Raw genomic sequence first — 26204 nt, 5'->3', positions numbered from 1 at the left:
GGCGCACATTGAACTGTGCCGTCTAGGGAAGGGTCGATAGATGTTTGGCGCCAGAAAGGCCGTAACGGCATTGTTTGCAGGAGCTGCGATGTGCATCGCAGCGGCAGCCTACCAGCCCGCTTTTGCAGCGAGCGAAGTCAAGGCCGTCGTCAACGGGACGGCGATCACCAGCGGAGACGTCGCCAAGCGCGTCGCCTTCCTGCGGCTTCAGCATCAGAAGGCGGATGCAAAGACAGCGCAGGAATCCCTGGTCGATGAAACGCTGAAGCGTCAGGAGATCGCGCGTATCCGCATGTCGGTCTCCAAGGATGAAGTCGATGCATCCTTCGCGCGCTTCGCACAAGGCAACAAGCTGACGGTCGCCCAGCTGACCGATATTCTGACCAAAGCTGGCGTCGGCGCCGATCATTTCAAGCAGTTCATCGCCGTCCAGATGAGCTGGCCACGCTTGGTCAATGCGCGCTACGGCTCTTCGGCCCGCATGTCGAGCAGCGATCTCGTGTCGCGCATGATGGACAACAACAAGCAGAAGCCTGAAACCACAGAATACATGCTGCAGCAGGTGATCTTCGTCGTGCCGCCGGCAAAAAAGGGCATCATGGCGAAGCGCAAGAGCGAGGCGGACGCGTCGCGTGCCAAGTATCCGGGCTGCGATCAGGCCAAGGTCTTTGCGGCCACAATGCGTGACGTTTCCGTGCGCGATCTCGGCCGCATGCTGGCACCGCAGCTGCCGGCTGACTGGAAGCCGCTCATCGAGCAGGCGAAGGGCAACACGACGACGACACGCGTCACCGAGAAGGGCGTCGAATATCTGGCGATCTGCAGCCAGCGTCAGGTGTCTGATGATACCGCGGCCGAAATGGTGTTCCGCCAGGAAGATCTCGACAAGGCGAAGTCCAACAAGGAATCGCCGACCGACGAGAACGCCAAGAAGTATCTCGACGAACTGCGCTCGAAGGCGCAGATCATCTATCGCTGACACCATGACAGTCCCGTTCTCGCGACCATTGGCGCTGACGCAGGGTGATCCGGCTGGTGTCGGCCCCGATATCACGCTGATGGCGTGGCTGCGCCGCCGCGAACTCGGCCTTGCGCCGTTCTTCTTCATCGGCGATCCAGATGTGCTTGCGGTCCGTGCACGGCAGCTGGATCTCATTGTGCCTGTCCGCCATGCCGACGCCGCGTCAGCGGCTGAGATATTCGCCGACGCGCTACCGGTGCTTCCGATCCCTGCCGGTGTCGAAGTTGCTGCGGGTGAGCCGCATGTTTCGACGGCCGCCGGAACGATCGCGGCGATCGAGACCGCCGTGTCGCTGACCCAGAAAGGCGAGGCGCTCGGTGTCGTCACCAATCCGATCGCGAAGTCGTTTCTCTACGAAGCAGGCTTCAAGTTTCCCGGGCATACCGAGTTTCTGGCCGATCTCGCCGCACGCGCGACCGGAAAGCCTCTCACGCCCGTCATGATGCTGGCTGGGCCGAAACTGCGCGCCATTCCCGTCACCATCCATATTCCAATCAAGGATGTGGCCCGGGCGCTCACTGGCGAACTGATCGCTGAAACCTGCCGCATCGCCCATGCCGATCTCAGAGACCGCTTCGGCATCGCGCAGCCGCGTCTTGCCGTCGCCGGGCTTAATCCGCATGCCGGCGAGAGCGGGCTGATGGGGCACGAGGACGAGGATATCATCCATCCGGCGATCCAGCAGCTGCGCTCGGAAGGCATCGACGCCATCGGCCCCCTGCCCGCCGATACGATGTTCCACGACGAAGCCCGTGCCCGCTATGACGTCGCTATCTGCATGTACCACGATCAGGCGCTGATCCCGGCCAAGGCGCTCGGCTTCGACGATTCCGTCAACGTCACGCTCGGCCTCCCCTTCGTACGCACGTCGCCCGACCATGGCACCGCCTTCGGTATCGCAGGCAAGGGTATCGCCCGTGAGCACAGCCTCGTGGCAGCGCTGAAGCTCGCAGCACAGCTCGGGCGCAATGCCGAGAGCCATCGCTGATGGCTGCACTCGACGGCTTGCCGCCGCTGCGCGACGTCATCCAGCGTCACGGGCTCGATGCCCGCAAGGCACTCGGCCAAAACTTTCTTCTCGATCTCAATCTGACGCAGAAGGTTGCCCGCACCGCCGGCAACCTTGAGAATGCGACCGTCTTCGAGGTCGGCCCCGGCCCCGGCGGGCTGACGCGGGCGATCCTGGCGCTCGGCGCCAAGAAAGTGATCGCCGTCGAGCGCGATCCGCGCTGCCTGCCGGCGCTTGCCGAAATAGCCGATCACTATCCGGGCCGTCTTGAGGTCATGGAAGGCGATGCATTGAAGACCGATTTCGAGGCCATGGCGCCCGAAGGTCCGGTCAAGATCATCGCCAACCTGCCCTATAATGTCGGTACGCAACTGCTGGTGAACTGGCTGTTGCCGAGAGAATGGCCGCCATTCTGGGATTCATTGACGCTGATGTTCCAGAAGGAGGTCGGCGAGCGGATCGTCGCCACCGCAGACGACGATCACTACGGCCGCCTCGGTGTGCTCGCAGGCTGGCGGACGCAGGCACACATGGCCTTCGACATCTCGCCGCAGGCCTTCACGCCGCCGCCGAAGGTGACGTCGACCGTCGTGCATCTGACGCCTCGCGAAAATCCGATCCCCTGCTCCGTCGCCAATCTGGAGCGCGTCACGCATGCCGCCTTCGGCCAGCGCCGCAAGATGCTGCGCCAGAGCTTGAAGCCGATTGGCGGAGAGGCATTGCTGGCCAAGGCCGGCATCGATCCGCAGCGGCGGGCGGAGACACTTTCGGTGGATGAGTTTTGTTTGTTGGCGAATAGCCTGTAAGGGGACTTTCTACGCCGTCCCCTCATCCCTGCGCCCACGGGACATCACAGGGATCCAGTGCGCCCAAGTCCTTGGGCGCAGAAGACACTTCTTCAAACTGGAAATGAGTCATTCATCGCGCAGACGCGCGGTGGCTGGATTCCTGTGACGAGCACACGAATGAGGGAGGGAATCGGGCATGCCGTCGAAACCGGCGCTCTAGTCAACCTCAGAGAACAGGCGTCTCTTCCAGCAGCTTGGTCACGAAATCGAAGACGCCGTGGCCTCGATCGCGGCGGAGGCGCTCGGCCTTGACGATCGACTGCACGGAATCGAAAGCTTTCTCGAGATCGTCGTTGACGATCACATAGTCGTATTCGCGCCAGTGGCCGATTTCGGCGCGGGAATTGGCCAGCCGCTGAGCGATGACTTCTTCGGAGTCTTCGGCACGGCGGTGCAGGCGCGACTGCAGCTCGGTCATGGTCGGCGGCAGGACGAAGATCGAGACCACGTCGGCCGACATCTTTTCCTGCAGCTGCTGGGCGCCCTGCCAGTCGATGTCGAAGAGCATGTCGCGGCCCTCGCCCATAGCCTTTTCGACAGGCTGGCGCGGAGTGCCGTAGAAATTGCCGTGAACCTCGGCCCATTCGAGCAGCGAATCGGAATCGCGCAGCACCTCGAACTCGCGGATGCTGACGAAGCGATAGTGGATGCCCTCGACCTCGCTCGGGCGGCGCTGGCGCGTGGTGACGCTTACCGAGAGGCCTATCTGGCTATCTTGCGCCAGAAGCGTGCGGGCAATTGTCGATTTACCGGCGCCTGACGGCGACGAGATGACAAGCATCAGGCCGCGGCGTGCGATCTGAATGGGCGACGTTTTCGTCGGTTGCATGGATCACTCCAGATTCTGGACCTGTTCGCGGAACTGGTCGATGACGACTTTCAGTTCAATGCCGGCGGCGGTCACCGCCGAAGCATTCGATTTCGAACAGATCGTATTCGATTCCCGGTTAAATTCCTGTGCAAGGAAATCCAGCTTGCGGCCGACAGGGCCACCTTTTGCCAGCAATTCGCGGGCAGCGGCGACATGCGCCTTCAGCCGGTCGATTTCCTCGCGAAGATCGGCTCGCGTCGCCAGCAATGCGGCTTCCGCGTGAAGCCGGTCGCGGTCGAATGCGGCTGAACTCTCCAGTAGCAGGGAGACCTGCACCTTCAGCCGCTCGGCGATTTCCTGCGGCGAGCGCGACGGATCGCTCTCGATAGTCCTGGTCAGTGTCTCGATGGTCGAAACATGGTCGAGCAGGATGCGCGACAGCGCGGCTCCCTCGTGCTCACGCATGAGCTTCAGATCGGCAAGGGCGGCGATAAGGCCGTTCATCACCTCCGCGTCACGCGCCGCAACCGCTTCCTCGCTGTCTTCCGTTTCGCGGAATTCCACGAGACCGCGGATCGACAGCAGCGTATCGAGCTTCAGTGGCGCCGGATCGATGATGCCGGCCAGCTGATCGCGCATCGTCAGGACGGTCGCCAGCGCTTCCTGATTGAGGACGGTCTCGAAGCGGTTCTCTCCGGCAGAAACCGAAAGGTTGGCCTGCATGTTGCCGCGGCTGAAGGCCTCGCCCGTCATACGGCGGACATCGACTTCCATCCGCTCGAGGCCGGGCGGCAGGCGCAGGCGCAGGTCGAGGCCCTTGCCGTTGACGGACCGCAGCTCCCATGCCCAGCGCCAGCGGCCGCTCGTTCCCTCACGCCGCGCAAAACCGGTCATGGATTGCAAAGCCATCCGAATCTCCGAAATCAGTTGGTTTTCTTTTTCTTCTGGGCGGCAGGCGCATCCGCCTGTGCTTCGGGCTGACCGTCGACGGCGATGTTCGGGTCGGCGCCCTTGTCAGACTCCAGCTTGCGCCAGCGCTTGACGTTGGAATTGTGCTCGTCGAGCGTTGCCGCAAAGACGTGACCGCCCGTGCCGTCGGCGACGAAATAGAGATCCTCGGTCTTCCACGGGTTGGCGACGGCTTCGAGCGCATCACGGCCCGGATTGGCGATCGGCGACGGCGGCAGGCCCTTGATGATGTAGGTGTTGAAGGGTGTGTCCTTCTTCAGGTCCGACTGGTAGATCGGCCGGTCGGCCGGCTTGCCGTCGCCGCCGAAGAGACCGTAGATGATCGTCGGATCGGACTGCAGGCGCATGCCCTTGCCGAGACGGTTGAGGAAGACGGATGCGACATGGGCGCGCTCATCCGGCACGCCGGTTTCCTTCTCGACGATCGAGGCGAGCGTCACCATTTCTTCCTTGGACTTCAGCTGCACCGAGGGCTCGCGCTTGTCCCAGATCTGGTCGAGCAGCTTGGTCTGGGCCGCCGCCATCTGATCGACGATCTCGCTGCGCTTGGTGCCGCGCGAGAACTTGTAGGTGTCCGGCCTCAGGCTGCCTTCAGCCGGCAGCACGGTCGGCAGCTCGCCTTCCAGCACCTGGTCGTCATTCATCCGGTTGAACATCTGGCGGACGGTCAGGCCTTCGGGGAAGGAGATCGAATAGAGGATCGACTTGCCAGACTTCAGAAGCTCCATGATATCGTTCATGGAGGCCTTGGCCTTGATCTCGTATTCACCGGCCTTCAGGCTCTCGCCCTCGTTCAGATGGGTCGCCGTCAGATAGCGGAAGATGCGGGCGTCGGAGATGATATTGTTGCGCTCGAGGTTGCTCGAAATCTCCGAGAGACCGGCGCCGCTGCGAACGATGAAATTGGTGTTGGTTTCCAGAGGACCGGGATCCTGGTAGCTCGAGATCGCGTAATAGAACGCGAAGACGGCCGCCGCGCAGCCGAGCACCACGATGGTCATGACGAAATTCAAGAAGATGACGACCTGGCTGCGAGCCTTCTTGGAGCGCTTCGGCGGCTCGGGAACGCGTTCCGGGCGCAGCGCTTCAGTCGGCGATTTCGGAATGATCCGGCCGTTCTGTGCCTGCTGGTCGCCCTGACCCGGCGTTTCGTTCCCTTGGTTCGTGTCGCTCACCCGGCAATCCTCTATATTTGGCCCCGTCTGCTTTTTAAGAAGCAATACGGCAAAAAACAGGTGGGCCGTCTCCACAAGGGGCCGGCCCTGCCTTCGTGCTGTGCCAAAAAGCGCCGTTACGCGCTGTAGCGGCGCAGAACCAGCGATGCATTGGTACCGCCGAATCCGAAGGAATTCGACAGTGCCACATTGATTTCCCGCTGACGAGCCTTGTGCGGCACGAGGTCGATCGCCGTTTCCCGCTCAGGGTTGTCGAGATTGAGCGTCGGCGGCGCGACATTGTCACGGATGGAAAGCGTCGCGAAGATCGCCTCGATGGCACCGGCAGCGCCCAGCAGATGGCCGGTCGCCGACTTGGTCGAGGACATCGAGATCTTCGACGCGGCATTGCCGACCAGCCGCTCGACGGCGCCGAGCTCGATCGTATCGGCCATGGTCGAGGTGCCGTGGGCGTTGATGTAATCGACATCGGCAGGCGTCAGGCCGGCGCGCTTCAGCGCCATGGTCATGCAGCGCTGTGCGCCCTCGCCGTCTTCCGACGGTGCGGTGATGTGATAGGCGTCGCCGGACAGACCGTAGCCGACGACTTCGGCATAGATCTTGGCGCCGCGCGCGAGCGCATGCTCCAGCTCTTCGAGAACGACGATGCCCGCACCTTCGCCCATGACGAAACCGTCACGGTCCTTGTCGTAAGGGCGCGATGCCTTGGTGGGGCTGTCGTTGTGCTGCGTGGACAGCGCCTTGCAGGCGGCAAAGCCTGCGAGCGAAATGCGGCTGACGGGCGATTCCGTGCCGCCGGCAACCATGACGTCGGCATCGCCGAATGCGATCAGACGGGCAGCATCGCCGATGGCGTGCGCACCGGTCGAGCAGGCGGTGACGACGGAGTGGTTCGGACCGCGCAGCTTGTGGCGGATGGAAACCTGGCCGGACACGAGATTGATCAGACGGCCGGGAATGAAGAAGGGCGAAATGCGGCGCGGACCCTTGTCGCGCAGCGTGTAGCCGGCTTCGACAATGCCTTCGATGCCACCGATGCCGGAGCCGATCAGAACGCCGGTGGCGATCTGGTCTTCGTCGGTCTGCGGATGCCAGTTGGCATCCTTGAGCGCCATGTCGGCGGCCGCCATGCCGTAGATGATGAAGGGATCGACCTTGCGCTGCTCCTTCGGCTCCATCCACTCATCGACGTTGAATGTTCCGTTGGTGCCGTCGCCGACGGGAATGCGGCAGGCGATCTTGGCGGGAAGGTCTTCGACCTCGAATTCGGTCACCAGGCGGGCACCATTTTGACCTTCGAGCAGGCGCTTCCAGGTAATTTCAGTTCCGCATCCCAAGGGTGATACCATGCCGGTACCGGTGATAACGACCCGTCTCATCGAGTGCCCCCGCCTATCGTCTTTCTTTGAGTTGGGCCTAGCCCCAAATAAAAAGGGCGGACTCGTGGCCCGCCCTTTGAAAATCGCTCAGGATTAAGCCTGGGCCTTCTCGATGAACTTGACTGCATCGCCGACCGTCAGGATCGAGTCAGCCGCGTCGTCAGGAATTTCAACGCCGAATTCTTCTTCGAATGCCATGACCAGTTCGACGGTGTCGAGCGAGTCAGCGCCCAGATCGTCGATAAAGCTTGCGCCTTCGACAACCTTGTCGGCATCGACGCCAAGATGATCAATAACAATTTTCTTTACGCGTTCTGCGATATCGCTCATGTCGGTTTCCTCGACCTTATGTCCTGATCAGAGTGCCTTCTGGCACCCCTACCCTGTTTTCAGCCTACCGCGCCTTCTCGACGCGTTCAGCAAACTCGTTGGCCCGGCTTGCGGTGTCCCTGGCTGGCTGAAAGCCTGCCGGTTCGCCTTGTTTCCCGGGACGACTGTTCACAGTCATTGGCCCGCTTAACATGGTTTATGTCTGCCGCAAAGCCAGAAAATCAACCCCGCCAGATTGGTCAACACGCTATTGACGTGAAAAACGCCGGGAGGGCCGGTTTCCCGTTTCAGATCATGGCCATGCCGCCGTTTACGTGCAGCGTCTGGCCTGTCATGTAGCCCGCTTCGTTGGATGCGAGATAAGCGACGGCGGATGCCACTTCGGCGCCCGTACCCATGCGCTTCATCGGGATCGCGCCCATGATCGCGTCCTTCTGCTTGTCGTTCAGCTTGCCGGTCATGGCGCTTTCGATGAAGCCCGGCGCAACGCAGTTGACGGTGACGTTGCGGGTGGCGATTTCCTGCGCCAGCGACTTGGTAAAGCCGACCATGCCGGCCTTGGAGGCGCAGTAGTTGGCCTGGCCCGGATTGCCGGTGACGCCCACGATCGAGGTGATGTTGATGATGCGGCCGAAGCGGCGGCGCATCATCGGATGCGTCAGCTCGCGGGTCAGCAGGAAGATCGAGGTCAGGTTGACCTGGATGACGCTGTCCCAGTCCTCGTCGCTCATGCGAACAAAGAGACCATCCTTGGTGATGCCGGCGTTGTTGACGAGAATATCGACGCCACCGAGCTCTTCTTCGGCCTTGGCGCCGAGCGCCTTGACTTCGTCGCGGTTCGACAGGTTCGCCGGGAAGATCGTGACCCGATCGCCGAGATCGGCGGCCAGCGCTTCCAGCTTCTCGACGCGCGTGCCGTGCAGGCCGACGATGGCACCCTGCTTGTGGAGGAGGCGGGCGATTTCCTCGCCGATGCCGCCGGATGCGCCTGTGACGAGAGCCTTGCGGCCGGTAAGATCGAGCATGGGGGCGTTCCTTATGTCTGGTGGGGCCGATCAGGCCATGAGGGCGGCGATGGCCGCGTCGATATCGGCGGCCGTGTTGACTGCGATGCCATTGACCGTCTTGTCGATGCGGCGCGCCAGACCTGTCAGCACCTTGCCGGAGCCGAGTTCATAGAGCGTCGTGACATTGTTGGCGGCAAACCATTCCACCGTTTCGCGCCAGCGGACCTGGCCAGTGACCTGCTCGACGAGCAGCTTGGCGATCTCATCGGCATTGGTGACCGGTGCTGCGCGCACATTGGCGATAACAGGCACAATAGGATCGGACTTCGAAACGCCGGCAAGCGCCTCGCGCATGGCATCAGCAGCAGGTGCCATCAGCGTCGAATGGAAGGGAGCAGAGACCGGCAGCAAGATGGCGCGCTTGGCGCCCTTTTCGGTCGCGAGCGCTGCCGCCTTTTCGACGGGCGCCTTCTCACCTGAAATCACCAGCTGGCCACCGCCATTGTCGTTGGCGATCTGCACCGAACCGAGGGCAGAGGCTTCTTCGCAAACGGCGATCACATCGGCATGTTCGAGGCCGATGATCGCCGCCATGGCGCCGACGCCGACGGGCACGGCTGCTTGCATGGCATTGCCGCGGATGCGCAACAGGCGGGCGGTATCGGCAAGCGTGAACGTGCCGGCGGCGCAGAGAGCGGAATATTCGCCGAGCGAGTGGCCGGCGACATAGGAAACCTTCGACTTGACATCGAGACCCTTGGCCTGCAGCACGCGGATCACAGCCATGGAGACGGCCATCAGCGCCGGCTGGGCGTTTGCCGTCAGCGTCAGCGTCTCTTCGGGACCTTCGAACATGATGGACGACAGCTTCTCGCCGAGCGCCTCGTCGACTTCATCGAATACCGCACGGGCTTCGGCGAAGTTTTCGGCAAGCTCCTTGCCCATGCCGACAGCCTGGCTGCCTTGGCCCGGAAATGTAAAAGCGACCGTCATTTCAATATCCCTATTATGTCATTTGGGCGATTTCGCCTCCAATTGACGTTCTTTCCTGAGGAGTCAATAGCCCGTCCGCGGTCTCCAGAGCCTTTTGCAGGTGCGAGAAACCGGGCTTTTTGCACTTGCGCTCGCTCAATTCCCGCCTAAATTTGCGCCGCCCTCCCGTAGAGTATCCCACTCTCACTGCTTTCAAGGTTTTCCGATGAAGTTCAATACATTAGGCCGTACCGGCATTTCCGTCTCGCAAATCTGCCTGGGCACCATGACCTGGGGCACGCAGAACAGCGAAGAAGAAGCTCATGAGCAGATGAATTACGCTGTCGAAAAAGGCGTAAACTTCTTCGATACGGCCGAACTCTACCCGACGACGCCGCTTTCGGCCGAAACTTACGGCCACACCGAGCAGTTTATCGGCAGCTGGTTCGAAAAGACGGGCAAGCGCAAGGACGTGGTTCTCGCCACCAAGGTTGCCGGTCATGGCCGCTCCTATATCCGCGGCGGCGAAGGTGCGGATGCCAAGAACATGACGCTCGCTGTCGAAGCGAGCCTCAAGCGGCTGAAGACCGACTATATCGACCTCTATCAGATCCACTGGCCGAACCGCGGCCATTTCCACTTCCGCCAGAACTGGCACTACGATCCGTTCAAGCAGGACCGCGCCAAGGCCGCCGCCAATATTCTGGAGATTCTGGAGACGGCGGGTACCCTGGTGAAGGACGGCAAGGTGCGCGCCATCGGCCTTTCCAACGAGACGACCTGGGGCATCCAGAAATATCTTACGCTGTCGGAGCAAAAGGGTCTGCCGCGCGTTGCCAGCGTCCAGAACGAATACAACCTGCTCTATCGCCATTTCGATCTGGATCTCGCCGAGCTGTCGCATCACGAAGACGTCGGCCTGCTCGCCTATTCGCCACTCGCCGCAGGCATTCTTTCCGGCAAGTACCAGAACGGCGAGAAGCCCGCGGGATCACGCGCATCGATCAACGGCGACCTCGGCGGCCGGCTGCAGCCGCTACAGGAAGCGCCGACCAAGGCCTATCTGGAGATCGCCGCCAAGCACGGCCTCGACCCGTCGGCCATGGCACTCGCCTTCTGCCTCACCCGCCGGTTCATGGCCTCGGTCATCATCGGCGCAACGACGATGGACCAGCTGAAGATCGATATCGGCGCCACCGACGTGAAGCTCTCGCATGAAGTGCTGGACGAGATCGAGAAGGTGCACCGGCAGTATCCGATGCCGCTGTAAGGCGGGATCAGTAATCCCACGGAGAAATAAGCTCCAAACCCGTCGTCTTGAAATCATCAAGATTGCGGGTTGCGAGCTTGCCGCCATTGAAGCGCGCGATGGCGGCAATCATTCCATCTTGCGGAGACATGCCGTTGCCTTTGCGCGACGCCATTCCCATGATTTCGCCGTAAGCCAGAGCGGCCTCTTCCGTAAGACCAAAAATGCGGCCGGCAAACCTTCGGCGCCACTCTCCAAGGTTTTGAGCCAACCGTTGAGACCGTTGATCGGGCGCAATCTTATCAATGCCGAAAGCAATCTCCGCAATTACTACGGTCGATAGAGCAAGTTCGGCATCATAGTGCGTGAGCCAGGCTATAACGTCTCCGCTCGGCGCCTTCTTCATTGTCTCCGAAATCACGTTCGTATCAAGAAAGATCACAGATCAATACCTCGATGAACCTTGCGCTCGGCTTTGATGATGGCTTCCAGGTCGATATCAGCTTCATTGCTTTCGGAAAGCCGGCGATAGAATGATGCTGCCGGCTCGCGACCCGTCTCGCTCGCTTCGTAAGCTTCCAAAGCTCGCTCGACGATGTCGGCGATCGACCTTTTCTCCCTTCGCGCCAGACGATGAGCCAGATCACGCGCCTTCGCGCTGCGCACGGAAAGCTGGGGCGCTGCCATTGGGATCACTCCTCTATGTTCGTGTTACGAAGATAAGCCAAACCACCAAAGCCATCAAGATGGCAGGTGATGGCAAGATGGCTCGTCTAATTTACCCCCCACCCTTGCCTTCTGCCGAAAAACCCGTATAAGCGCCCCTGTTCGCAAACCCGGTCTTCTGGCTGGTGGCTGAACGGAGGGCCGGTTTCCGCGAGGGAATCGTCGGAACGGAAGCGTTCCAGCCTCCCGTGTCTCCGCTCTCGACCGTCTCGGAAACGCTTTTCTTGCCTGGGTTCGCCCATCAGGAGCAGTCGTTGAGGCTTAGCCGCCGAAGTTCGGGTTGAAACAAACGCAAGAAAGGCAAAGCTGTCATGGCTCTTTATGAACATGTATTCCTTGCCCGGCAGGATATTTCCGCTCAGCAGGTCGACGCCCTCGTAGAACAGTACAAGGGTGTCCTCGAAGCTAACGGTGGTAAAGTCGGGCGCGTCGAAAACTGGGGCCTCAAGTCCCTGACCTACCGCATCAAGAAGAACCGCAAGGCTCACTACGTTCTCGTCGACATCGACGCCCCGGCTGCTGCCGTGCAGGAAATGGAACGTCAGATGCGCATCAGCGAAGACGTCCTGCGCTACATGACGATCGCGGTTGAAAAGCACGAAGAAGGCCCGTCTGCCATGATGCAGAAGCGCGACCGCGACGACCGCGGCCCGCGTGAAGGCGGCGACCGTGGCCCGCGCCGCGACTTCGGCGATCGTCCGCCGCGCCGTGACGGCGACTTCCAGCGTGGCCCGCGTCCGGACCGCGCTCCCCGCGAAGACCGCGCTTAAGGAGATCTGATAATGTCTGAAGCTTCCTCCGCACCGGTTCGTCGCCCGTTCCACCGTCGTCGCAAGACTTGCCCCTTCTCTGGTGCAAACGCTCCGCGCATCGACTACAAGGACGTTCGTCTCCTGCAGCGCTACATTTCCGAGCGCGGCAAGATCGTTCCTTCCCGTATCACGGCTGTTTCCCAGAAGAAGCAGCGCGAACTCGCTCAGGCGATCAAGCGCGCCCGCTTCCTCGGCCTGCTGCCTTACGTCGTCGCCTAATCGGCTGACGAGACCAAATCGAGGGAAGGCAGAAATGCCTTCCCTTCTCCCTTTCGCGATGGGCGCGGATCGGAACTCTTAAAACCCATGTTGAGGTCTTTCTGAAACCGATTCAGAAAAATCCCTCTAACTGCTTGATAAAGCAGGACAGCGATCGTGAACAAACTGAACTCTAAAACGCTATTGATCGGCGCTCTGGCCGGTTTGACCGCCGCACTTCTGGTGCTCGGCGCGAGCGTTCAATTGTCGTTCAGCGCCGTGCTTTACGCCGCTTCCGCGCTCCCCATTCTTCTCGTCGGCCTCGGCTGGGGCAATGCCGCCGCCATCTCCGCCGTCGTGACCGCCGGTGTTCTCGGCGCCGTAGCCATCTCGCCGACCTTCGCGCTGATGATGACGCTGGTGACGCTGCTGCCGGCCGGCTGGATCAGCCACCTCGCCAATCTGGCGCGTCCGGCCTCCGAACTCGGCGGCCCCGACAATCTGATGGCCTGGTACCCGCTCTCCGACATCCTGCTGCATCTCTGCGGCCTGGTGACGCTTGCGGTCATCGTCACCGGCTTCATGATCGGCTACGGCCCGGATCTCGTCAGCCAGATGGTCGATACGCTGTTCACCTCCTTTGCCCAGCAGCAGCCGGAGCTGAACATCGACGCGGCGGCGGCGGCGCAGACCAAGTCGCTGCTGGTGCTGATGCTGCCTGCCATCCAGGGCTCAATGTGGGTGGTTCTGCTGTTTGCGGCCTATTACATCGCCACGCGCATCGTGAATGCCTCCGGCCGCGCGCTTCGGCCGCGTGAAGACATTCCGTCGGCGCTGCGCATGAACCGCAACTCGATCTTCATCTTCCTCGCCGGTCTGGCCGCCACCTTCTTCGGCGGCGTTCCGGCGATGATCGGAGCAACCGTCGTCGGCACGTTCGGCGCGGGCTTCCTGCTCTCCGGCTTCGCCTCGCTGCATTTCCGCACGCGCGGCAAGGACTGGCGCCTGCCGGCGCTGATCCTTTGCTACCTGGCATCGCTTCTCCTGATGCTGCCAGCCTTTTTCATCCTGGTCGTCGGTCTGTCCGATACGCGCAAAGCGATCGCTCTGACCCCCAACAAGGATGGTGATGCCCCTAAACCAACAGATTCGAACATCTAAGAAAGGAACTCTAACATGGACGTCATTCTTCTCGAACGCATCTCCAAGCTCGGCCAGATGGGCGAAACCGTAAAGGTTCGCGACGGCTTTGCCCGTAACTACCTGCTGCCGCTTGGCAAGGCGCTGCGCGCCAACGAAGCCAACCGCAAGCGTTTCGAAGCTGAGCGTGCAACGCTCGAAGCCCGTAACCTCGAGCGCAAGTCGGAAGCCCAGAAGGTTGCCGACGTTCTCGACGGCAAGTCCTTCATCGTCGTCCGTTCGGCTGGCGAAACCGGCCAGATGTACGGCTCGGTCGCTGCTCGCGACGTCGTCGAAATCCTGGCTGCCGAAGGCTTCAACATCGGCCGTAACCAGGTTCACCTGAACACGCCGATCAAGGCAATCGGCCTGCACAAGGTTGCGATCCAGCTTCACGCCGAAGTCGAGATCCACGTCGAACTCAACGTTGCCCGTTCTGCCGAAGAAGCCGAACGCCAGCTCAAGGGCGAGACCCTGACCTCGGTTGACGCGATCTACGGCGTTGACGAAGACGCACTGCGTCCGGAAGACTTCTTCGATCCGGAAGCTGACGGCGTTGACGAAGACGAAGCATAAGCTTCACTTTCATCTGCTGATACGGAAAGCCCGGCCTTGCGCCGGGCTTTTTCGTTACTCGTTCTCCGCAACGCTCTTCAGCGGTGCCGCGCTCTTGTCGATACGCACCTCCACCGAGAGGCCGGGCGCCAGATCCTTTGCGAGATCCTGGCCGGGGTCGATGCTGATGCGGACGCCGACGCGCTGGGCGACCTTGGTGAAATTGCCGGTGGCGTTGTCCGGCTTGATGACGGCGAATTCGGAACCGGCTGCCGGCGAGAAGCGCTCGACGCGGCCGGTCAGGCGGTGGTGGCCGAGTGCATCGACCGAGACGGATACAGGCTGGCCGACCTGCATGCCATCGAGCTGGGTTTCCTTGAAATTGGCGATCACCCAGACATCTTCGGGGACAACCGCCATCAGCTGCGTGCCTGACGTCACATACTGACCGATACGCACGCCGATCTCCCCGAGATGGCCATCGCGCGGCGCAACGATCGACGTGTTCTGCAGGTCGATCTCGGCGAGCTGGACCGCTGCCTCGGCGCCCGCGACATTGGCTTCCAGAGACGCGCGGTTGACGATGATCGTCGCCAGGCTCTGCCTGGAGACTTCGAGGGCCGCCTGCGCCTGATTGAGCGCAGCCTTCGCCTGATCAAGGGTTGCCTGGGCTGCTTCGGATTCGCTGGCCGAGGCGATGCCACGGTTACTGAGATTATCGACGCGATCCCAGGCGAGCTGGGCGCGTTTCAGCGCCGCGGTGGCGCTATCGATCTGCGCCCGGCTGGAGGCAATGGTGGCTTGCGCGGAGAGCTCCTGCTGGTGCGAATTGGCGAGCGAGGCCTTCTGGCCGTCGAGTGCGGCGCGAGATTGGGCGAGCTTCTGTGCATAGATGCGGTCGTCGATCTTGGCGAGGACCTGCCCCTGCTTCACATGCTCGTAGTCCTTGACCGGGACGTCGACGACATAGCCGCTGACCTGCGGGCTCATCAGCGTGACGTAGCCACGGACATAGGCGTTATCCGTCGTCTCCACCGAGGTGACGAAGGGCGGCAGACGCCAGGCATAGAGCACCAGCAGAATACCGGCGGCGCCGGCGATCAGCACGATCAGCGAGGTGGGCGAGCGGAGGGACTTGAACATGCGGACGGGGCCTCTGGCTCAGGATTGCGCAAGGGAGGCCTCCGGCCCGTTCTGCCGGGGCCGGCGCTTCCATGCGAGATGAAGAAGAAGGACGACGAGACCTGCCAGGCAAGACAGGAAGATCATGTAGAAGGCGTCGTTATAGGCAAGCACATAGGCTTCCCTCGTTACCTGCTGGCCAAGCAGCGAGAGGCCCTCGGCATTCAGCAGCGTCTTGTCGGTGATGACCTTGCCGTAGGCCGCCGAAAGCTGTGATACCCGCTGGGCGACGATCGGATCGGTGAGCAGGATATGCTCGACGAGAACGTTCGAATGAAACTTCTCGCGGATGACCACGAAGGTGCCGAGCACCGACGAAGCAAACAACGAACCGATCGACTGGGTGAACAGGAAGATCACCAGGAAGTTGACGATATAGGGCATGCCCTTGGCGAGCACGGCGGCAAAGCCCTTGGACATCACCGGCGGCAGGAACATCGCGGCACCGGCGGCGACCATCGCCTGGCTCAGATACATTTCCGGCGGCCGTGTCAGGCTGGTCGACTGGCTGTCGATATAGGCACCAGCAGCGATCAGGATCAGCGCCAGCACATGGGCGGTCTCGACATAGCGCGTCACCATCAGATAGGCGCAGAAGAGCCCGCCTGCGAGCGACGACAAGAGGATGATCCCGTAGAGGTGGATCGTCTGATCGTTGAGCAGGCCGAGCTGCTGATAAAAATTCGCCGCCGTCGTCGATTGCTCCGAGGAGACGAAGCGAAAGAGCAGCAATAGGCCTGCCATACGCAGGTTCGGGCCTGACAGAACCCAACGCAGATCGATCATCGGATTGGCGCGCGGCAGCTCGATCAGGAACATCAGCGTCAGGGCGCCGATCGAGACAGCCAGCACGACGCCGAGCCAGGGCACTTCGAACCACCAGTAGAGCCGCCCGAGCGTGAGCACGACGGCGAGGCAGCCGAAGCTTAAGGCGAGCAGCAGATAGCTCAGGATATCGAGCCGCTGAATGACATTGGCGCGTGGCGGTGCCGTCAGCGGCAGCAGGTAGATGACCGGCAGCGCAATCAGCGCCAACCCCATCTCGAACGTGTAAAGCGCGCTGTAACCGCCGAGATCGAGCAGCGAGGGAGAGATGATGCGGGCGATCGGCGCGGCAAACAGCGTGTTCATCAAGGCAAGGCTAAGCCCCACCGAAAGCTTCTTCTCCGGCGGGAAGGCTTCCAGCATGTAAAGGAAGCCGAGCGTCGAGAGCGGAGCGGCCGCCATGCCGCTGATGGCGCGCACGACGATTGCCGAATGCAGATCGGTGATCAGCAGGTTCATCATCGAGGCGAAGAGGAAGCAGATAATGCTGAATTCCGCGAAGCGGCGAAGGCCATATTGCGTGCGGATCTTGAAGAGCGCGATGGCGAGGCTGGCATAGGGCGCCATATAGGCGGCGGAAAGCCAGGACACTTCGATCGTGGTCGCCGAGAACGAGCCCTGCAGCTGATAGATATTGGCCGTCAGCAGGTTCATCCCCAACCCCTGGGTCAGGAAGAACAGCACCGAAGAGGCCATGTAGAGCGGCACCTTCCAGCTGGCCAGCGGCGGCGGCAGGATAGGCGCTGCGGGCGGCGGCATAACGGCCTCTTCCTCACCCTTGCGGGCAGGCACAGCGTTATCATTGGCTGTCTCGGCGAGGCTCATGCGAGCATCCTCATTGCCCGCGAACGGCCGCCAGGTTTGCCTGCATCGCGCGGATAACATTCAAGGTAGTCCGGAGATCGCTTTCGGGAATACCGGAGATGATCTGGCCGCGAATATCCTCGGCCAGCGCCTCGACTTCGCCGGCAACCACCCGCCCGGAATCCGTCATGTAGATTTCCTTGGCGCGGCGGTCGGAGCCGGCGACGCGTCGCTCGACATAGCCCTGCCCTTCCATCGCATCGAGAATGCGCACCAGCGTCGGGGTCTCCAGCTCCAGCCGGTCGGCGAGCTCGCGCTGGTTGATGCCGTCCTTCTTGTTGAGATTGAAGAACACCCGGGCGCGCGGCAGCGTCATGTTGCGCTCCCTCACCCTGGCGTCGAAAGTCGCTCTCAGCTTGCGGGTGAAGGCAGCGATATCTTCAATCAGTTCGCGGCCAAGCAACTTATTCGCCATAGATTCCAGTCCATTTTGTTAGTGTACTAATTATATTACTACTATCTAAATCAAAATTTGTATTTTTTCAAGTGCTAACTCCAGGCGCTTGCGGGTAAAATGACCGCTATGGAATCGGCGCCTGAGTCGCAGCCTTCCTGCCGTGTCCCCAAGGTGACACGATAGCATATTTTGTCCACAGGCTCGAAGCCGCTGTGGACAAGTCGAACAACGTGCAAAGCGCAATGGATTTTGACGACCGGTGGGCGCTGTTGCAGCCATGCACTTGCATTTGCGGGTGGCTGTCTTCAAATCCGGGATAGAAACGACAGAACGGATGACGATGAACGACGCAGCGCGAAAGATTGCAGCCGTTGCTCCTGCCGAGCAGCATTACCGCGAAGCCCCCAACAATATCGAGGCGGAGCAGGCGCTTCTGGGCGCGATCCTGATGAACAACGACGCCTATTACCGGGTGTCCGACTTCCTCAAGCCGATCCATCTCTACGAGCCGCTCCACCGCAAGATCTTCGAGGTCGCGGGTGACATCATCCGCATGGGCAAGATCGCCAATCCGGTGACGATCAAGACCTTCCTGAAGGCCGACGAGAAGGTCGGCGACATGACGGTGTCGGAATATCTGGCCCGCCTCGCCCGCGAAGCCGTGACCATCATCAATGCCGAAGACTACGGCCGCGCCATCTACGACCTGGCGCTGCGCCGCGCGCTGATCACCATCGGCGAGGATGTCGTCAACATCGCCTATGACGCGCCGCTCGACATGCCGCCACAGGCGCAGATCGAAGACACCGAACGCCGCCTGTTCGAGCTGGCCGAAAACGGCCGCTACGACGGTGGCTTCCAGTCATTCAACGACGCCGTGGCGCTGGCGATCGACATGGCGGCCGTTGCCAAGGAGCGCGATGGCGGCCTCTCCGGCATCTCCACCGGCATTCATTCGCTCGACGGCAAGATGGGCGGGTTGCAGCGCTCCGACTTGATCGTGCTCGCCGGACGTCCGGGCATGGGCAAGACATCGCTTGCCACCAACATCGCCTATAACATCGCCGCCGCCTATGAAGGCGAAATCCAGGCGGACGGCAGCTACAAGGCGAAGAATGGCGGCGTCGTCGGCTTCTACTCGCTCGAAATGTCGTCCGAACAGCTGGCCACGCGTATCATCTCCGAGCAGACGGAAGTCTCCTCCTCGAAGATCCGCCGCGGTGACATCAACGACGCCGATTTCGAAAAGCTCGTCGCCTGCTCGATGATGATGCAGAAGGTGCCGCTTTATATCGACCAGACCGGTGGTATCTCGATCGCCCAGCTATCGGCGCGTGCCCGCCGCCTGAAGCGCCAGCGCGGCCTTGATTGCCTGGTGGTAGACTATATCCAGCTGATGACCGGCTCCGGCAAATCGGGCGAAAACCGCGTTCAGGAAATCACCCAGATCACCACGGGCCTCAAGGCGCTCGGCAAGGAACTCAACGTTCCGATCGTGGCACTGTCGCAGCTGTCGCGCCAGGTCGAAAGCCGCGACGACAAGCGGCCGCAGCTCTCCGACCTTCGCGAATCGGGCTCGATCGAGCAGGACGCCGACGTCGTGCTCTTCGTGTTCCGCGAGGAATATTACGTCAAGAACCTCGAGCCCCGCGATCCCGCCGATCCGAAATACGCGGAATGGGAAGCGCTGTTCGACAAGGTCAAGGGCACCGCCGACGTCATCATCGCCAAGCAGCGTCACGGACCGACCGGCACCGTCAAGCTCGCCTTCCAGTCGGAGTTCACCCGCTTCGCCGACCTAGCCGAGCCGTCGTTCACGCAATACGAAGAACATTGAGGACTGGTTGCTGCAATGCAGCGCCGGGCTTCCCCTCTGACCTCATGAGCTTTAGACTGGCCGGAGACTCCTCTCCGGCCTTTCTTTTTTGATGTGTGCGATGACCGATATTTCCGATGCCTTTGAAGACGATCATTTTGAGTCCGCCGGTCTGCGGCTGACGGTGGATCTCTCCGCGCTTGCCCAGAACTGGCAGGACATGGCGCGGCGGTCCGGCAAGGCGCGGGCATCTGCTGTCGTCAAGGCGGACGCCTATGGCATGGGGATCGAGGATGCCGGTGAGACGCTTTACATGGCCGGTGCGCGCGACTTCTTCGTGGCGACCGTCGATGAGGGCGTGACGCTCAGGCTCTATGCGCCGGAGGCCCGCATTTTCGTGCTGTCGGGCATCTGGCCGGGCACCGAGCGGCGCTTCTTCGAAAACGATCTGGTGCCCGTCATCTCCTCGGAGGAACAGCTCGCATTCTGGATGGCGGTGCTGTCCGACTATGGCGACTATCCCTGCGCCCTGCATGTCGATACCGGCTTCAACCGGCTCGGCCTCCATATCGACGAGGCACTGGCGCTCGCCGCCGACGTGTCGCGCCCGGCAAGCTTTGCGCCGGTCCTCGTCATGAGCCATCTTGCCTGCGGCGACGATCAGCTTTCGCCGATGAACAAGCAGCAGCTCGAATCATTCCGGACGGTTACGGCCGCCTATGAAGGTATCGATTCAAGCCTGGCGGCTTCCGCCGGCATCTTCCTCGGCGACAACTACCACTTCGACCTGACCCGCCCCGGCATCGCGCTTTATGGCGGCGAGGCGGTCAACGGCATGTCAAACCCGATGCGTCCGGTCGCTACCGCCGAGGCGCGGGTGATCCAGGTGCGTACCGTGCGCGCCGGAGAGAGCGTCAGCTATGGGCGGGCGCTGAAACTCACCCGCGACAGCCGGCTGGCGATCGTCGCCGCCGGTTATGCGGACGGCTACATGCGCAGCCAGTCGAGCGGCGGTGTGCCGCTGCGCAATGCGCTGCCACAGGGCGGCCAGGGCTTCTTCGCGGGATACACGGTGCCGGTTGCCGGGCGGATCACCATGGACCTGACGATCTTCGACGTCACCGACCTGCCGGACAATCTGATCCGCGCCGGAGACTATATCGAGCTGTTCGGCAAGAATATTCCCGTCGATGACGCGGCGCGTGCCGCCGGCACGATCGGCTACGAGATGCTGACCAGCGTTGGTCTGCGCCACGAACGGAAATACGTCGCCGACGAGGAATAGGCGCGCTTAGCGAGTGGTGAGCGCCAGGCGGACGCCGAGCGCCACCAGAAGCGCGCCGAGCCCACGATCGAGCCACAGGCCGATCTTGCGATTGCCCTTGACGAGTTCGGCGAGCTTTCCGCCTGCAAGGATCAGCGGCGGCTCGATGAACATCGCGACAGCGATGATCAGGACGCCATGGACGGCAAGCTGCAGCCAGACCGGGCCAGCGCCTTCGACGACGAATTGCGGCAGGAAGGCGAGGAAGAAGATCGCCACTTTCGGATTGAGCAGCGAGACCAACACGCCCTGCCGGTAGATCCGGTGCCAGGCCATCGTTTCCGCCGCCGCCTTGATGAAACCGCCCTCGCCGCCCGACCGCAGAGCCTGAATGCCGAGCCAGACCAGATAGCCGGCGCCGACCCACTTGACCGCCGAAAAAGCAAAAGCCGATGCGGCCAGCACCGCCGACAGGCCGAAGGCGGCAAACAGCACATGCATGAACGCCCCGCTCCAGACGCCGAAGACGGCAGAAAAACCGGCGCGCGTGCCGCTCTTGATCGTATGGCCGAGGATGAAGGCCATATCAGGCCCTGGCGACAGGTTCAAAAGAACGGCGGCTGTCAGGAAAGTAATCCAATGGGCGAGCGAATAATCGAGCATGAGCAATGTTCCATAAAATGAGCATTGCAACCTGCCAGCGCGGCCGATGATAGGAAAATCATTAGTTTTGATTGGTGCCGCCAGCCTCAATTGAGAGAGCGCGTTGAAGGCTGATCCGCCGACGGTAAATAGGCGGCCGCGCTTGCGCACGGCCGCCCCGAATTCGGTTTTGGATTATTCTTCGTCGGAGCCGCCGTCTCCGTCGTCACCGTCTCCGTCATCGGCACTATCGTCACTGTCGTCGGCTTCATCTGCGCTGGACTCTTCGTCCGTGGCAGATTCCTCCTGGGTCATCGCTTCCTCGACAACGCTCTCCTCGCTCTCGTAGGAGGACTCGATGGTCTCCGATTCTTCGGACACATATTCCGAATAGGAGAAGGACGCATCGGAAGTGTCGCTTTCCCAGCTGGAAACCTCGGTTACCGATACGGCCTCGTTGTAGGATTCCATCGTGATGACGGCGGCAACCGCGACCACGGCGCCGTCGCGTTCCAGCGAAAGCGCGACATCCGAATGGCCTGCCTTCAGATCGCGGCGAACCGCGACATCGACGTCCACGGGCTTATGAACCTTATGGCCATGAACCTCGGAAAGAACGTCGCCCGGCTTGATCCCTTGCTTGTCGGCAACGCCGCCCGGCTTTACGGAAAGTACCAGAACGCCATGCTCTCCCTTGGCGAGCTTGAACTTCTTGACGACGGCCTTGTTGACCGGCAGCAGAAGCGCATCAAGCGCCTTGGAAATCGAGGGTTTCGGCAATCCGTCTGCAGGGGGCGTTGCAGCGGCTGCGGGATATATTGCGAGCGGCGAAGCGATGTTCGCGGCAATGACGAGCGCGCGAACAGCAAGGTATGATTTTCTCAAGTCAATCTCCACCATAGACACGAGCCGGCCGATGCCGGACTCCGCGTGCTATAAATGGCCCTCTCGGCTTAATAATTCGCCAATAGATCAGCAGATCATTAAACTAAAGTCGCATGCGCGTGTGGCGCTGCGGCGGCACGCCTGTCGCCTGTTGCGCTGGGGAGCGAACGGACCGACATATGGATGAAAGAGCGAATCATCCGCGACCGGATGACGGCGCCAACTCCAGAATTGAAAGTCCAACCTGATGGCGAAGGCCAGAACTCAATTCACCTGCCAGAACTGCGGCACGGTCCACAACCGCTGGGCCGGAAAGTGCGAAGGCTGCGGCGAGTGGAATACCATCGTCGAGGAAGATCCGATGGGCGGCATCGGCGGCGGACCGGCCAAAACGCCGAAGAAGGGGCGTCCCGTTGCCCTCACCGCGCTTTCCGGCGAGATCGAGGAAGCGCCGCGCATCCATACCGGCATCTCCGAACTCGACCGGGCGCTCGGCGGCGGTTTCGTGCGCGGTTCGGCGGTGCTTGTCGGCGGCGACCCCGGCATCGGCAAATCGACGCTGCTGATGCAGGCGGCAGCCGCGCTGTCGCGCGGCGGACACAAGATCATCTATGTCTCGGGCGAAGAGGCCGTCGCCCAGGTGCGCCTGCGCGCCCAGCGCCTGAATGCGGCCGATACGGCCGTGATGCTGGCTGCCGAGACCAATGTCGAGGACATCCTCGCGACGCTCGCCGAAGGCAAGCGCCCGGATCTCGTCATCATCGATTCCATCCAGACGCTGTGGAGCGACCTGGCGGAATCGGCGCCGGGCACCGTCACCCAGGTCAGAACCGGCGTTCAGGCGATGATCCGTTTCGCCAAGCAGACGGGTGCCGCCATGGTGCTCGTCGGCCACGTCACCAAGGACGGCCAGATCGCCGGACCGCGCGTCGTCGAACACATGGTCGATGCTGTCCTCTATTTCGAGGGCGATCGCGGCCACCACTACCGCATCCTGCGCACCGTCAAGAACCGCTTCGGTCCGACCGACGAGATCGGCGTCTTCGAAATGTCCGACAAGGGCCTGCGCGAGGTTGCCAACCCTTCCGAGCTGTTCCTCGGCGAACGCAACGAGAAATCTCCGGGTGCGGCGGTGTTTGCCGGCATGGAAGGCACGCGGCCGATCCTAGTCGAGGTACAGGCACTGGTGGCGCCGACATCTCTCGGCACGCCGCGCCGCGCCATCGTCGGCTGGGACTCGGCACGGCTTTCGATGATCCTTGCAGTGCTTGAAGCCCATTGCGGCGTGAAGCTCGGCCAGCACGACGTCTATCTGAACATCGCCGGGGGCTACCGGATCTCCGAGCCGGCAGCCGATCTGGCGGTCGCATCGGCCCTTGTTTCCTCGCTTGCCGGTATTGCTCTCCCGGCCGATTGCGTCTATTTCGGCGAAGTCAGTCTGTCGGGGGCCGTCCGACCGGTTGCGCACACCGCCCAGCGCCTCAAAGAAGCCGAGAAGCTGGGATTTTCTGCAGCGCTGCTTCCAACAGCGACCGCCGATCTGCCGAAGGGCACGGGCGGCCGCTGGAACGAGATAGAGAGCCTGCCGGACCTGGTCGCGCGCATCGCCGGATCGAAGGGTGCGCTACGACGTGTGGAAGACGACGGTTGATCCTTTCATTGCCGTAAACGGTAGTGATATAGGATGCACACGAATGAGGCGCGGCCCGCTTGCGGAAACGTAAGGGCCCTGGAGTTGAATTTATATGCCCATTACGATTTTCGACGGTATTGTCATCGGCGTCGTACTCTTCTCCGCCGTATTGGCGATGGTCCGCGGTTTTTCCCGTGAGGTCCTGTCGATCGCAAGCTGGGGCGGCTCGGCTGCCGCAGCCTACTACCTCTACCACTACCTGGTGCCCTACGCGAAGAAGTACACCGATGACGACCGCATCGCGATCGTCGGCTCTGCCGCGGTCGTGTTCCTGATCGCGCTGATCGTCATCTCCTTCATCACCATGAAGATTGCCGATTTCATCATCGACAGCCGTATCGGCGCGCTTGACCGTACTTTGGGCTTCCTCTTCGGTGCTGCACGCGGCATACTGCTGCTCGTCGTTGCCGTCGCCTTCTGGAACTGGCTTGTCGATGCCGATCACCGTCCGGGCTGGGTCAACAACGCCAAGTCCAAGCCGTTCCTCGACTCGATGGTCGTGAAGCTGCAATCGGTCCTGCCGGAAGAATTCGCCCAAATGGTACGCACGAGCGTGATGGACAAGGTTCTTCCGCCGAGCGAAAATACGGGCAACGCCAATGCACCGGCCGCCGATCAGGCGCCGGCGGACGATGCAGCACCGGCCGCACCCGCAGCCCCTGCGCAACCGCAGTCGAATTGACACAGTGTTCAACAGCTTGACCTGCACAACGGCAATTGCCATTTGAGCGGGACGTACAGTAAAGGTCCGGCCGGGCAACCGCTCTGCCGGGCCTCAGCCGTTTAAAACGCATGATAACGGCGTCATGCTATGGAAAAGCCGATCCATTCTTGTGAGAGCAAAGGCCCGCATCGATGAACCAGTCCTATTCCCTGACGCTCAATGACGAACTCGACGGGGATACGCTCCACGAAGAGTGCGGCGTCTTCGGTATTCTCGGCCATCCCGATGCGGCAACGCTGACGGCGCTCGGGCTTCACGCCCTCCAGCACCGCGGACAGGAAGCCGCCGGTATCGTCTCCTTCGACGGACTGCGCTTCCATTCGGAACGGCATATGGGTCTGGTCGGCGACCACTACACCAATCCGACAACGCTGGCCCGCCTGCCGGGCAACATCTCGATCGGTCACAACCGCTATTCGACCACGGGCGAAGTGGCGCTGCGCAACGTGCAGCCGCTGTTTGCCGAACTCGAAGTCGGCGGCATCGCCATCGCCCATAACGGCAACTTCACCAACGGCCTGACCCTTCGCCGCCAGCTGATCGCCGGTGGCGCCATCTTCCAGGCGACGTCCGATACCGAAGTCGTTCTCCACCTCATCGCCCGCTCGCGCTACACCTCGACTGCCGACCGCTTCATCGACGCCATCCGCCAGATGGAAGGCGGCTATTCGATGTTGGCGATCACCCGCACCAAGCTGATCGCCGCCCGCGACCCCACCGGCATCCGCCCGCTGGTGATGGGCGAACTCGACGGCAAGCCGATCTTCGCGTCCGAAACCTGTGCGCTGGATATCATCGGCGCAAAGTTCATCCGCGACGTCGAGAATGGCGAAGTCATCATCTGTGAGATCCAGCCGGATGGCTCGATCACCATCGACGCCCGCAAGGCCGGCAACGGTCAGCCGGAGCGCCTCTGCCTGTTCGAATATGTCTATTTCGCCCGTCCGGATTCGGTCGTCAGCGGCCGCAGCGTCTATGTTGCCCGCAAGAACATGGGCATCAACCTCGCCAAGGAAGCGCCCGTCGAAGCCGACGTCGTCGTTCCCGTTCCCGACGGCGGCACGCCGGCGGCACTCGGCTATGCGCAGGAGAGCGGTATTCCCTTCGAATACGGCATCATCCGCAACCATTATGTCGGCCGCACCTTCATCGAGCCGACGCAGCAGATCCGCGCCTTCGGCGTGAAGCTGAAGCATTCCGCCAACCGGGCGATGATCGAAGGCAAGCGCGTCGTGCTCGTCGACGACTCGGTCGTGCGTGGCACGACATCGCTGAAGATCGTGCAGATGATCCGCGATGCCGGCGCCAAGGAAGTGCATCTGCGCGTCGCCAGCCCGATGATTTACTACCCCGACTTCTATGGCATCGACACGCCGGATCGCGACAAGCTGCTCGCCAACCAGTACGAGAGCCTGGAAGCGATGTGCAAATATATCGGCGCCGACTCGCTTGAATTCTTGTCGATCAACGGCCTCTACCGTGCCGTCGGCGGCGAAGACCGCAACAACGCCCGCCCGCAGTTCACCGACCATTATTTCACCGGCGACTACCCGACCCGCCTGCTCGACAAGGATGGCGAGACGGTGGGCCGCAAGGTCTCGCTGCTGGCGACCAACGGGTAAGGCTGGCTTCCCGGCCATCAGCCGGAGGTCATCACCCGGAGCCCCCTCAC

At 61.6% G+C, this 26204-nt stretch carries 27 protein-coding genes; 13 read left to right on the top strand and 14 right to left on the bottom strand.

From position 1 onward, the window contains the following. Positions 1-40: 40 nt before the first annotated feature. From AC1DNK_RS15190 to rsmA, 3 genes are read left to right on the top strand one after another with little or no spacing between them, the layout of a single operon-like run. Positions 41-979 carry a SurA N-terminal domain-containing protein gene (locus AC1DNK_RS15190; RefSeq protein ID WP_477941924.1) on the top strand — a complete coding sequence of 313 codons (939 nt, stop codon included), beginning with the start codon at positions 41-43 and terminating at the stop codon, positions 977-979. 4 nt (positions 980-983) lie between these two features. Next, a complete protein-coding gene (gene pdxA, locus AC1DNK_RS15185) occupies positions 984-2009 on the top strand; it encodes a 4-hydroxythreonine-4-phosphate dehydrogenase PdxA (RefSeq protein WP_477941922.1) in 1026 nt (341 codons plus the stop codon). Then, a complete protein-coding gene (gene rsmA / locus AC1DNK_RS15180; RefSeq protein WP_477941920.1) occupies positions 2009-2836 on the top strand; it encodes a 16S rRNA (adenine(1518)-N(6)/adenine(1519)-N(6))-dimethyltransferase RsmA in 828 nt (275 codons plus the stop codon). Before pdxA ends, rsmA begins: the two co-directional genes overlap by 1 nt. Before the next feature lie 208 nt (positions 2837-3044). On the opposite strand, the gene gmk is transcribed toward rsmA, so the two are convergent. From gmk to fabD, 7 genes are all read right to left on the bottom strand, one after another. After that, positions 3045-3707, bottom strand: coding sequence for a guanylate kinase (gene gmk / locus AC1DNK_RS15175; RefSeq protein ID WP_112390867.1), 663 nt, complete (start codon positions 3705-3707; stop codon positions 3045-3047). Positions 3708-3710: 3 nt separating this feature from the next. Further along, complete coding sequence (locus tag AC1DNK_RS15170; protein ID WP_477941917.1) at positions 3711-4598, bottom strand: YicC/YloC family endoribonuclease; 888 nt, start codon at positions 4596-4598, stop codon at positions 3711-3713. A 14-nt stretch (positions 4599-4612) separates the two neighbouring features. Further along, on the bottom strand, positions 4613-5833 hold the full coding sequence (gene mltG / locus AC1DNK_RS15165; RefSeq protein ID WP_477941915.1) for an endolytic transglycosylase MltG: 1221 nt from the start codon (positions 5831-5833) through the stop codon (positions 4613-4615). 116 nt (positions 5834-5949) lie between these two features. Continuing rightward, entirely contained in the window at positions 5950-7212 is a 1263-nt protein-coding gene (fabF, locus tag AC1DNK_RS15160) for a beta-ketoacyl-ACP synthase II (RefSeq protein ID WP_112537525.1), read from the bottom strand. 93 nt (positions 7213-7305) lie between these two features. Further along, entirely contained in the window at positions 7306-7542 is a 237-nt protein-coding gene (locus AC1DNK_RS15155) for an acyl carrier protein (protein WP_003502080.1), read from the bottom strand. Positions 7543-7829: 287 nt separating this feature from the next. Continuing rightward, positions 7830-8567 carry a 3-oxoacyl-[acyl-carrier-protein] reductase gene (fabG, locus tag AC1DNK_RS15150; RefSeq protein ID WP_477941914.1) on the bottom strand — a complete coding sequence of 246 codons (738 nt, stop codon included), beginning with the start codon at positions 8565-8567 and terminating at the stop codon, positions 7830-7832. Positions 8568-8597: 30 nt separating this feature from the next. Next, positions 8598-9542, bottom strand: a complete 945-nt coding sequence (gene fabD / locus AC1DNK_RS15145; RefSeq protein ID WP_477941913.1) for an ACP S-malonyltransferase — start codon at positions 9540-9542, stop codon at positions 8598-8600. A 205-nt stretch (positions 9543-9747) separates the two neighbouring features. Between fabD and AC1DNK_RS15140 the strand changes: the two genes are divergently transcribed. Continuing rightward, complete coding sequence (locus AC1DNK_RS15140) at positions 9748-10791, top strand: aldo/keto reductase (RefSeq protein WP_477941911.1); 1044 nt, start codon at positions 9748-9750, stop codon at positions 10789-10791. A 7-nt stretch (positions 10792-10798) separates the two neighbouring features. Here AC1DNK_RS15140 and AC1DNK_RS15135 read toward each other — a convergent pair whose 3' ends face one another. Beyond that, entirely contained in the window at positions 10799-11212 is a 414-nt protein-coding gene (locus AC1DNK_RS15135) for a PIN domain-containing protein (protein WP_477941910.1), read from the bottom strand. Then, on the bottom strand, positions 11209-11457 hold the full coding sequence (locus tag AC1DNK_RS15130) for a plasmid stabilization protein (RefSeq protein ID WP_477941908.1): 249 nt from the start codon (positions 11455-11457) through the stop codon (positions 11209-11211). The genes AC1DNK_RS15135 and AC1DNK_RS15130 overlap by 4 nt, the downstream gene beginning before the upstream one ends. Before the next feature lie 350 nt (positions 11458-11807). On the opposite strand from AC1DNK_RS15130, the gene rpsF reads away from it, so the two are divergent. The 4 genes from rpsF (at position 11808) to rplI (ending at position 14261) form a co-directional block, all read left to right on the top strand. Then, entirely contained in the window at positions 11808-12266 is a 459-nt protein-coding gene (gene rpsF, locus AC1DNK_RS15125) for a 30S ribosomal protein S6 (protein ID WP_112390859.1), read from the top strand. 12 nt (positions 12267-12278) lie between these two features. Further along, positions 12279-12527, top strand: coding sequence for a 30S ribosomal protein S18 (gene rpsR, locus AC1DNK_RS15120; protein ID WP_004680498.1), 249 nt, complete (start codon positions 12279-12281; stop codon positions 12525-12527). Between the two features lie 156 nt (positions 12528-12683). Further along, the gene (locus tag AC1DNK_RS15115) at positions 12684-13667 is read left to right on the top strand and encodes a DUF2232 domain-containing protein (RefSeq protein ID WP_112537528.1); all 984 of its coding nucleotides are present in this window, start codon (positions 12684-12686) and stop codon (positions 13665-13667) included. 15 nt (positions 13668-13682) lie between these two features. Next, positions 13683-14261 carry a 50S ribosomal protein L9 gene (rplI, locus tag AC1DNK_RS15110; RefSeq protein WP_112517079.1) on the top strand — a complete coding sequence of 193 codons (579 nt, stop codon included), beginning with the start codon at positions 13683-13685 and terminating at the stop codon, positions 14259-14261. 54 nt (positions 14262-14315) lie between these two features. Here rplI and AC1DNK_RS15105 read toward each other — a convergent pair whose 3' ends face one another. The 3 genes from AC1DNK_RS15105 to AC1DNK_RS15095 are packed head-to-tail and all read right to left on the bottom strand — an operon-like array spanning position 14316 to position 17526. Next, positions 14316-15383, bottom strand: a complete 1068-nt coding sequence (locus AC1DNK_RS15105; RefSeq protein ID WP_477941906.1) for an HlyD family secretion protein — start codon at positions 15381-15383, stop codon at positions 14316-14318. An 18-nt stretch (positions 15384-15401) separates the two neighbouring features. Continuing rightward, positions 15402-17072, bottom strand: coding sequence for an MFS transporter (locus AC1DNK_RS15100; RefSeq protein ID WP_477941904.1), 1671 nt, complete (start codon positions 17070-17072; stop codon positions 15402-15404). A 10-nt stretch (positions 17073-17082) separates the two neighbouring features. Further along, entirely contained in the window at positions 17083-17526 is a 444-nt protein-coding gene (locus AC1DNK_RS15095) for a MarR family winged helix-turn-helix transcriptional regulator (RefSeq protein ID WP_112537531.1), read from the bottom strand. Between the two features lie 322 nt (positions 17527-17848). Here AC1DNK_RS15095 and AC1DNK_RS15090 point away from each other — a divergent pair, with 322 nt between their 5' ends. Then, entirely contained in the window at positions 17849-19345 is a 1497-nt protein-coding gene (locus AC1DNK_RS15090) for a replicative DNA helicase (protein ID WP_310298694.1), read from the top strand. 100 nt (positions 19346-19445) lie between these two features. Next, positions 19446-20609, top strand: a complete 1164-nt coding sequence (gene alr / locus AC1DNK_RS15085; RefSeq protein ID WP_477941902.1) for an alanine racemase — start codon at positions 19446-19448, stop codon at positions 20607-20609. A 6-nt stretch (positions 20610-20615) separates the two neighbouring features. Here alr and AC1DNK_RS15080 read toward each other — a convergent pair whose 3' ends face one another. Both AC1DNK_RS15080 and AC1DNK_RS15075 read right to left on the bottom strand, forming a co-directional pair. Further along, on the bottom strand, positions 20616-21251 hold the full coding sequence (locus AC1DNK_RS15080) for a LysE family translocator (RefSeq protein WP_477941900.1): 636 nt from the start codon (positions 21249-21251) through the stop codon (positions 20616-20618). A gap of 174 nt (positions 21252-21425) precedes the next feature. Then, entirely contained in the window at positions 21426-22115 is a 690-nt protein-coding gene (locus AC1DNK_RS15075) for a PDZ domain-containing protein (RefSeq protein WP_477941899.1), read from the bottom strand. Positions 22116-22362: 247 nt separating this feature from the next. Between AC1DNK_RS15075 and radA the strand changes: the two genes are divergently transcribed. The 3 genes from radA to purF all read left to right on the top strand — a co-directional run bounded on the left by radA (position 22363) and on the right by purF (position 26154). Further along, positions 22363-23766, top strand: coding sequence for a DNA repair protein RadA (radA, locus tag AC1DNK_RS15070; protein ID WP_477941897.1), 1404 nt, complete (start codon positions 22363-22365; stop codon positions 23764-23766). Between the two features lie 94 nt (positions 23767-23860). Then, entirely contained in the window at positions 23861-24490 is a 630-nt protein-coding gene (locus AC1DNK_RS15065; RefSeq protein WP_112390848.1) for a CvpA family protein, read from the top strand. 173 nt (positions 24491-24663) lie between these two features. Continuing rightward, entirely contained in the window at positions 24664-26154 is a 1491-nt protein-coding gene (gene purF, locus AC1DNK_RS15060) for an amidophosphoribosyltransferase (RefSeq protein ID WP_112537536.1), read from the top strand. The last annotated feature ends 50 nt before the right edge of the window (positions 26155-26204 follow it).

The organism is Rhizobium sp. 01N424 (assembly GCF_056399485.1).
The sequence above is the reverse complement of the archived record's forward strand: the minus strand, read 5'-3'. Positions and strand labels throughout refer to the sequence as shown.

Coding starts and splice junctions, on each gene's coding strand:
- AC1DNK_RS15190 (WP_477941924.1), top strand. CDS start 41: ATGTTTGGCGCCAGAAAGGCCGTAACGGCATTGTTTGCAGGAGCTGCG.
- pdxA (WP_477941922.1), top strand. CDS start 984: ATGACAGTCCCGTTCTCGCGACCATTGGCGCTGACGCAGGGTGATCCG.
- rsmA (WP_477941920.1), top strand. CDS start 2,009: ATGGCTGCACTCGACGGCTTGCCGCCGCTGCGCGACGTCATCCAGCGT.
- gmk (WP_112390867.1), bottom strand. CDS start 3,707: ATGCAACCGACGAAAACGTCGCCCATTCAGATCGCACGCCGCGGCCTG.
- AC1DNK_RS15170 (WP_477941917.1), bottom strand. CDS start 4,598: ATGGCTTTGCAATCCATGACCGGTTTTGCGCGGCGTGAGGGAACGAGC.
- fabF (WP_112537525.1), bottom strand. CDS start 7,212: ATGAGACGGGTCGTTATCACCGGTACCGGCATGGTATCACCCTTGGGA.
- AC1DNK_RS15155 (WP_003502080.1), bottom strand. CDS start 7,542: ATGAGCGATATCGCAGAACGCGTAAAGAAAATTGTTATTGATCATCTT.
- fabG (WP_477941914.1), bottom strand. CDS start 8,567: ATGCTCGATCTTACCGGCCGCAAGGCTCTCGTCACAGGCGCATCCGGC.
- fabD (WP_477941913.1), bottom strand. CDS start 9,542: ATGACGGTCGCTTTTACATTTCCGGGCCAAGGCAGCCAGGCTGTCGGC.
- AC1DNK_RS15140 (WP_477941911.1), top strand. CDS start 9,748: ATGAAGTTCAATACATTAGGCCGTACCGGCATTTCCGTCTCGCAAATC.
- AC1DNK_RS15130 (WP_477941908.1), bottom strand. CDS start 11,457: ATGGCAGCGCCCCAGCTTTCCGTGCGCAGCGCGAAGGCGCGTGATCTG.
- rpsF (WP_112390859.1), top strand. CDS start 11,808: ATGGCTCTTTATGAACATGTATTCCTTGCCCGGCAGGATATTTCCGCT.
- rpsR (WP_004680498.1), top strand. CDS start 12,279: ATGTCTGAAGCTTCCTCCGCACCGGTTCGTCGCCCGTTCCACCGTCGT.
- rplI (WP_112517079.1), top strand. CDS start 13,683: ATGGACGTCATTCTTCTCGAACGCATCTCCAAGCTCGGCCAGATGGGC.
- AC1DNK_RS15105 (WP_477941906.1), bottom strand. CDS start 15,383: ATGTTCAAGTCCCTCCGCTCGCCCACCTCGCTGATCGTGCTGATCGCC.
- AC1DNK_RS15100 (WP_477941904.1), bottom strand. CDS start 17,072: ATGAGCCTCGCCGAGACAGCCAATGATAACGCTGTGCCTGCCCGCAAG.
- AC1DNK_RS15095 (WP_112537531.1), bottom strand. CDS start 17,526: ATGGCGAATAAGTTGCTTGGCCGCGAACTGATTGAAGATATCGCTGCC.
- AC1DNK_RS15090 (WP_310298694.1), top strand. CDS start 17,849: ATGAACGACGCAGCGCGAAAGATTGCAGCCGTTGCTCCTGCCGAGCAG.
- alr (WP_477941902.1), top strand. CDS start 19,446: ATGACCGATATTTCCGATGCCTTTGAAGACGATCATTTTGAGTCCGCC.
- AC1DNK_RS15080 (WP_477941900.1), bottom strand. CDS start 21,251: ATGCTCGATTATTCGCTCGCCCATTGGATTACTTTCCTGACAGCCGCC.
- radA (WP_477941897.1), top strand. CDS start 22,363: ATGGCGAAGGCCAGAACTCAATTCACCTGCCAGAACTGCGGCACGGTC.
- AC1DNK_RS15065 (WP_112390848.1), top strand. CDS start 23,861: ATGCCCATTACGATTTTCGACGGTATTGTCATCGGCGTCGTACTCTTC.
- purF (WP_112537536.1), top strand. CDS start 24,664: ATGAACCAGTCCTATTCCCTGACGCTCAATGACGAACTCGACGGGGAT.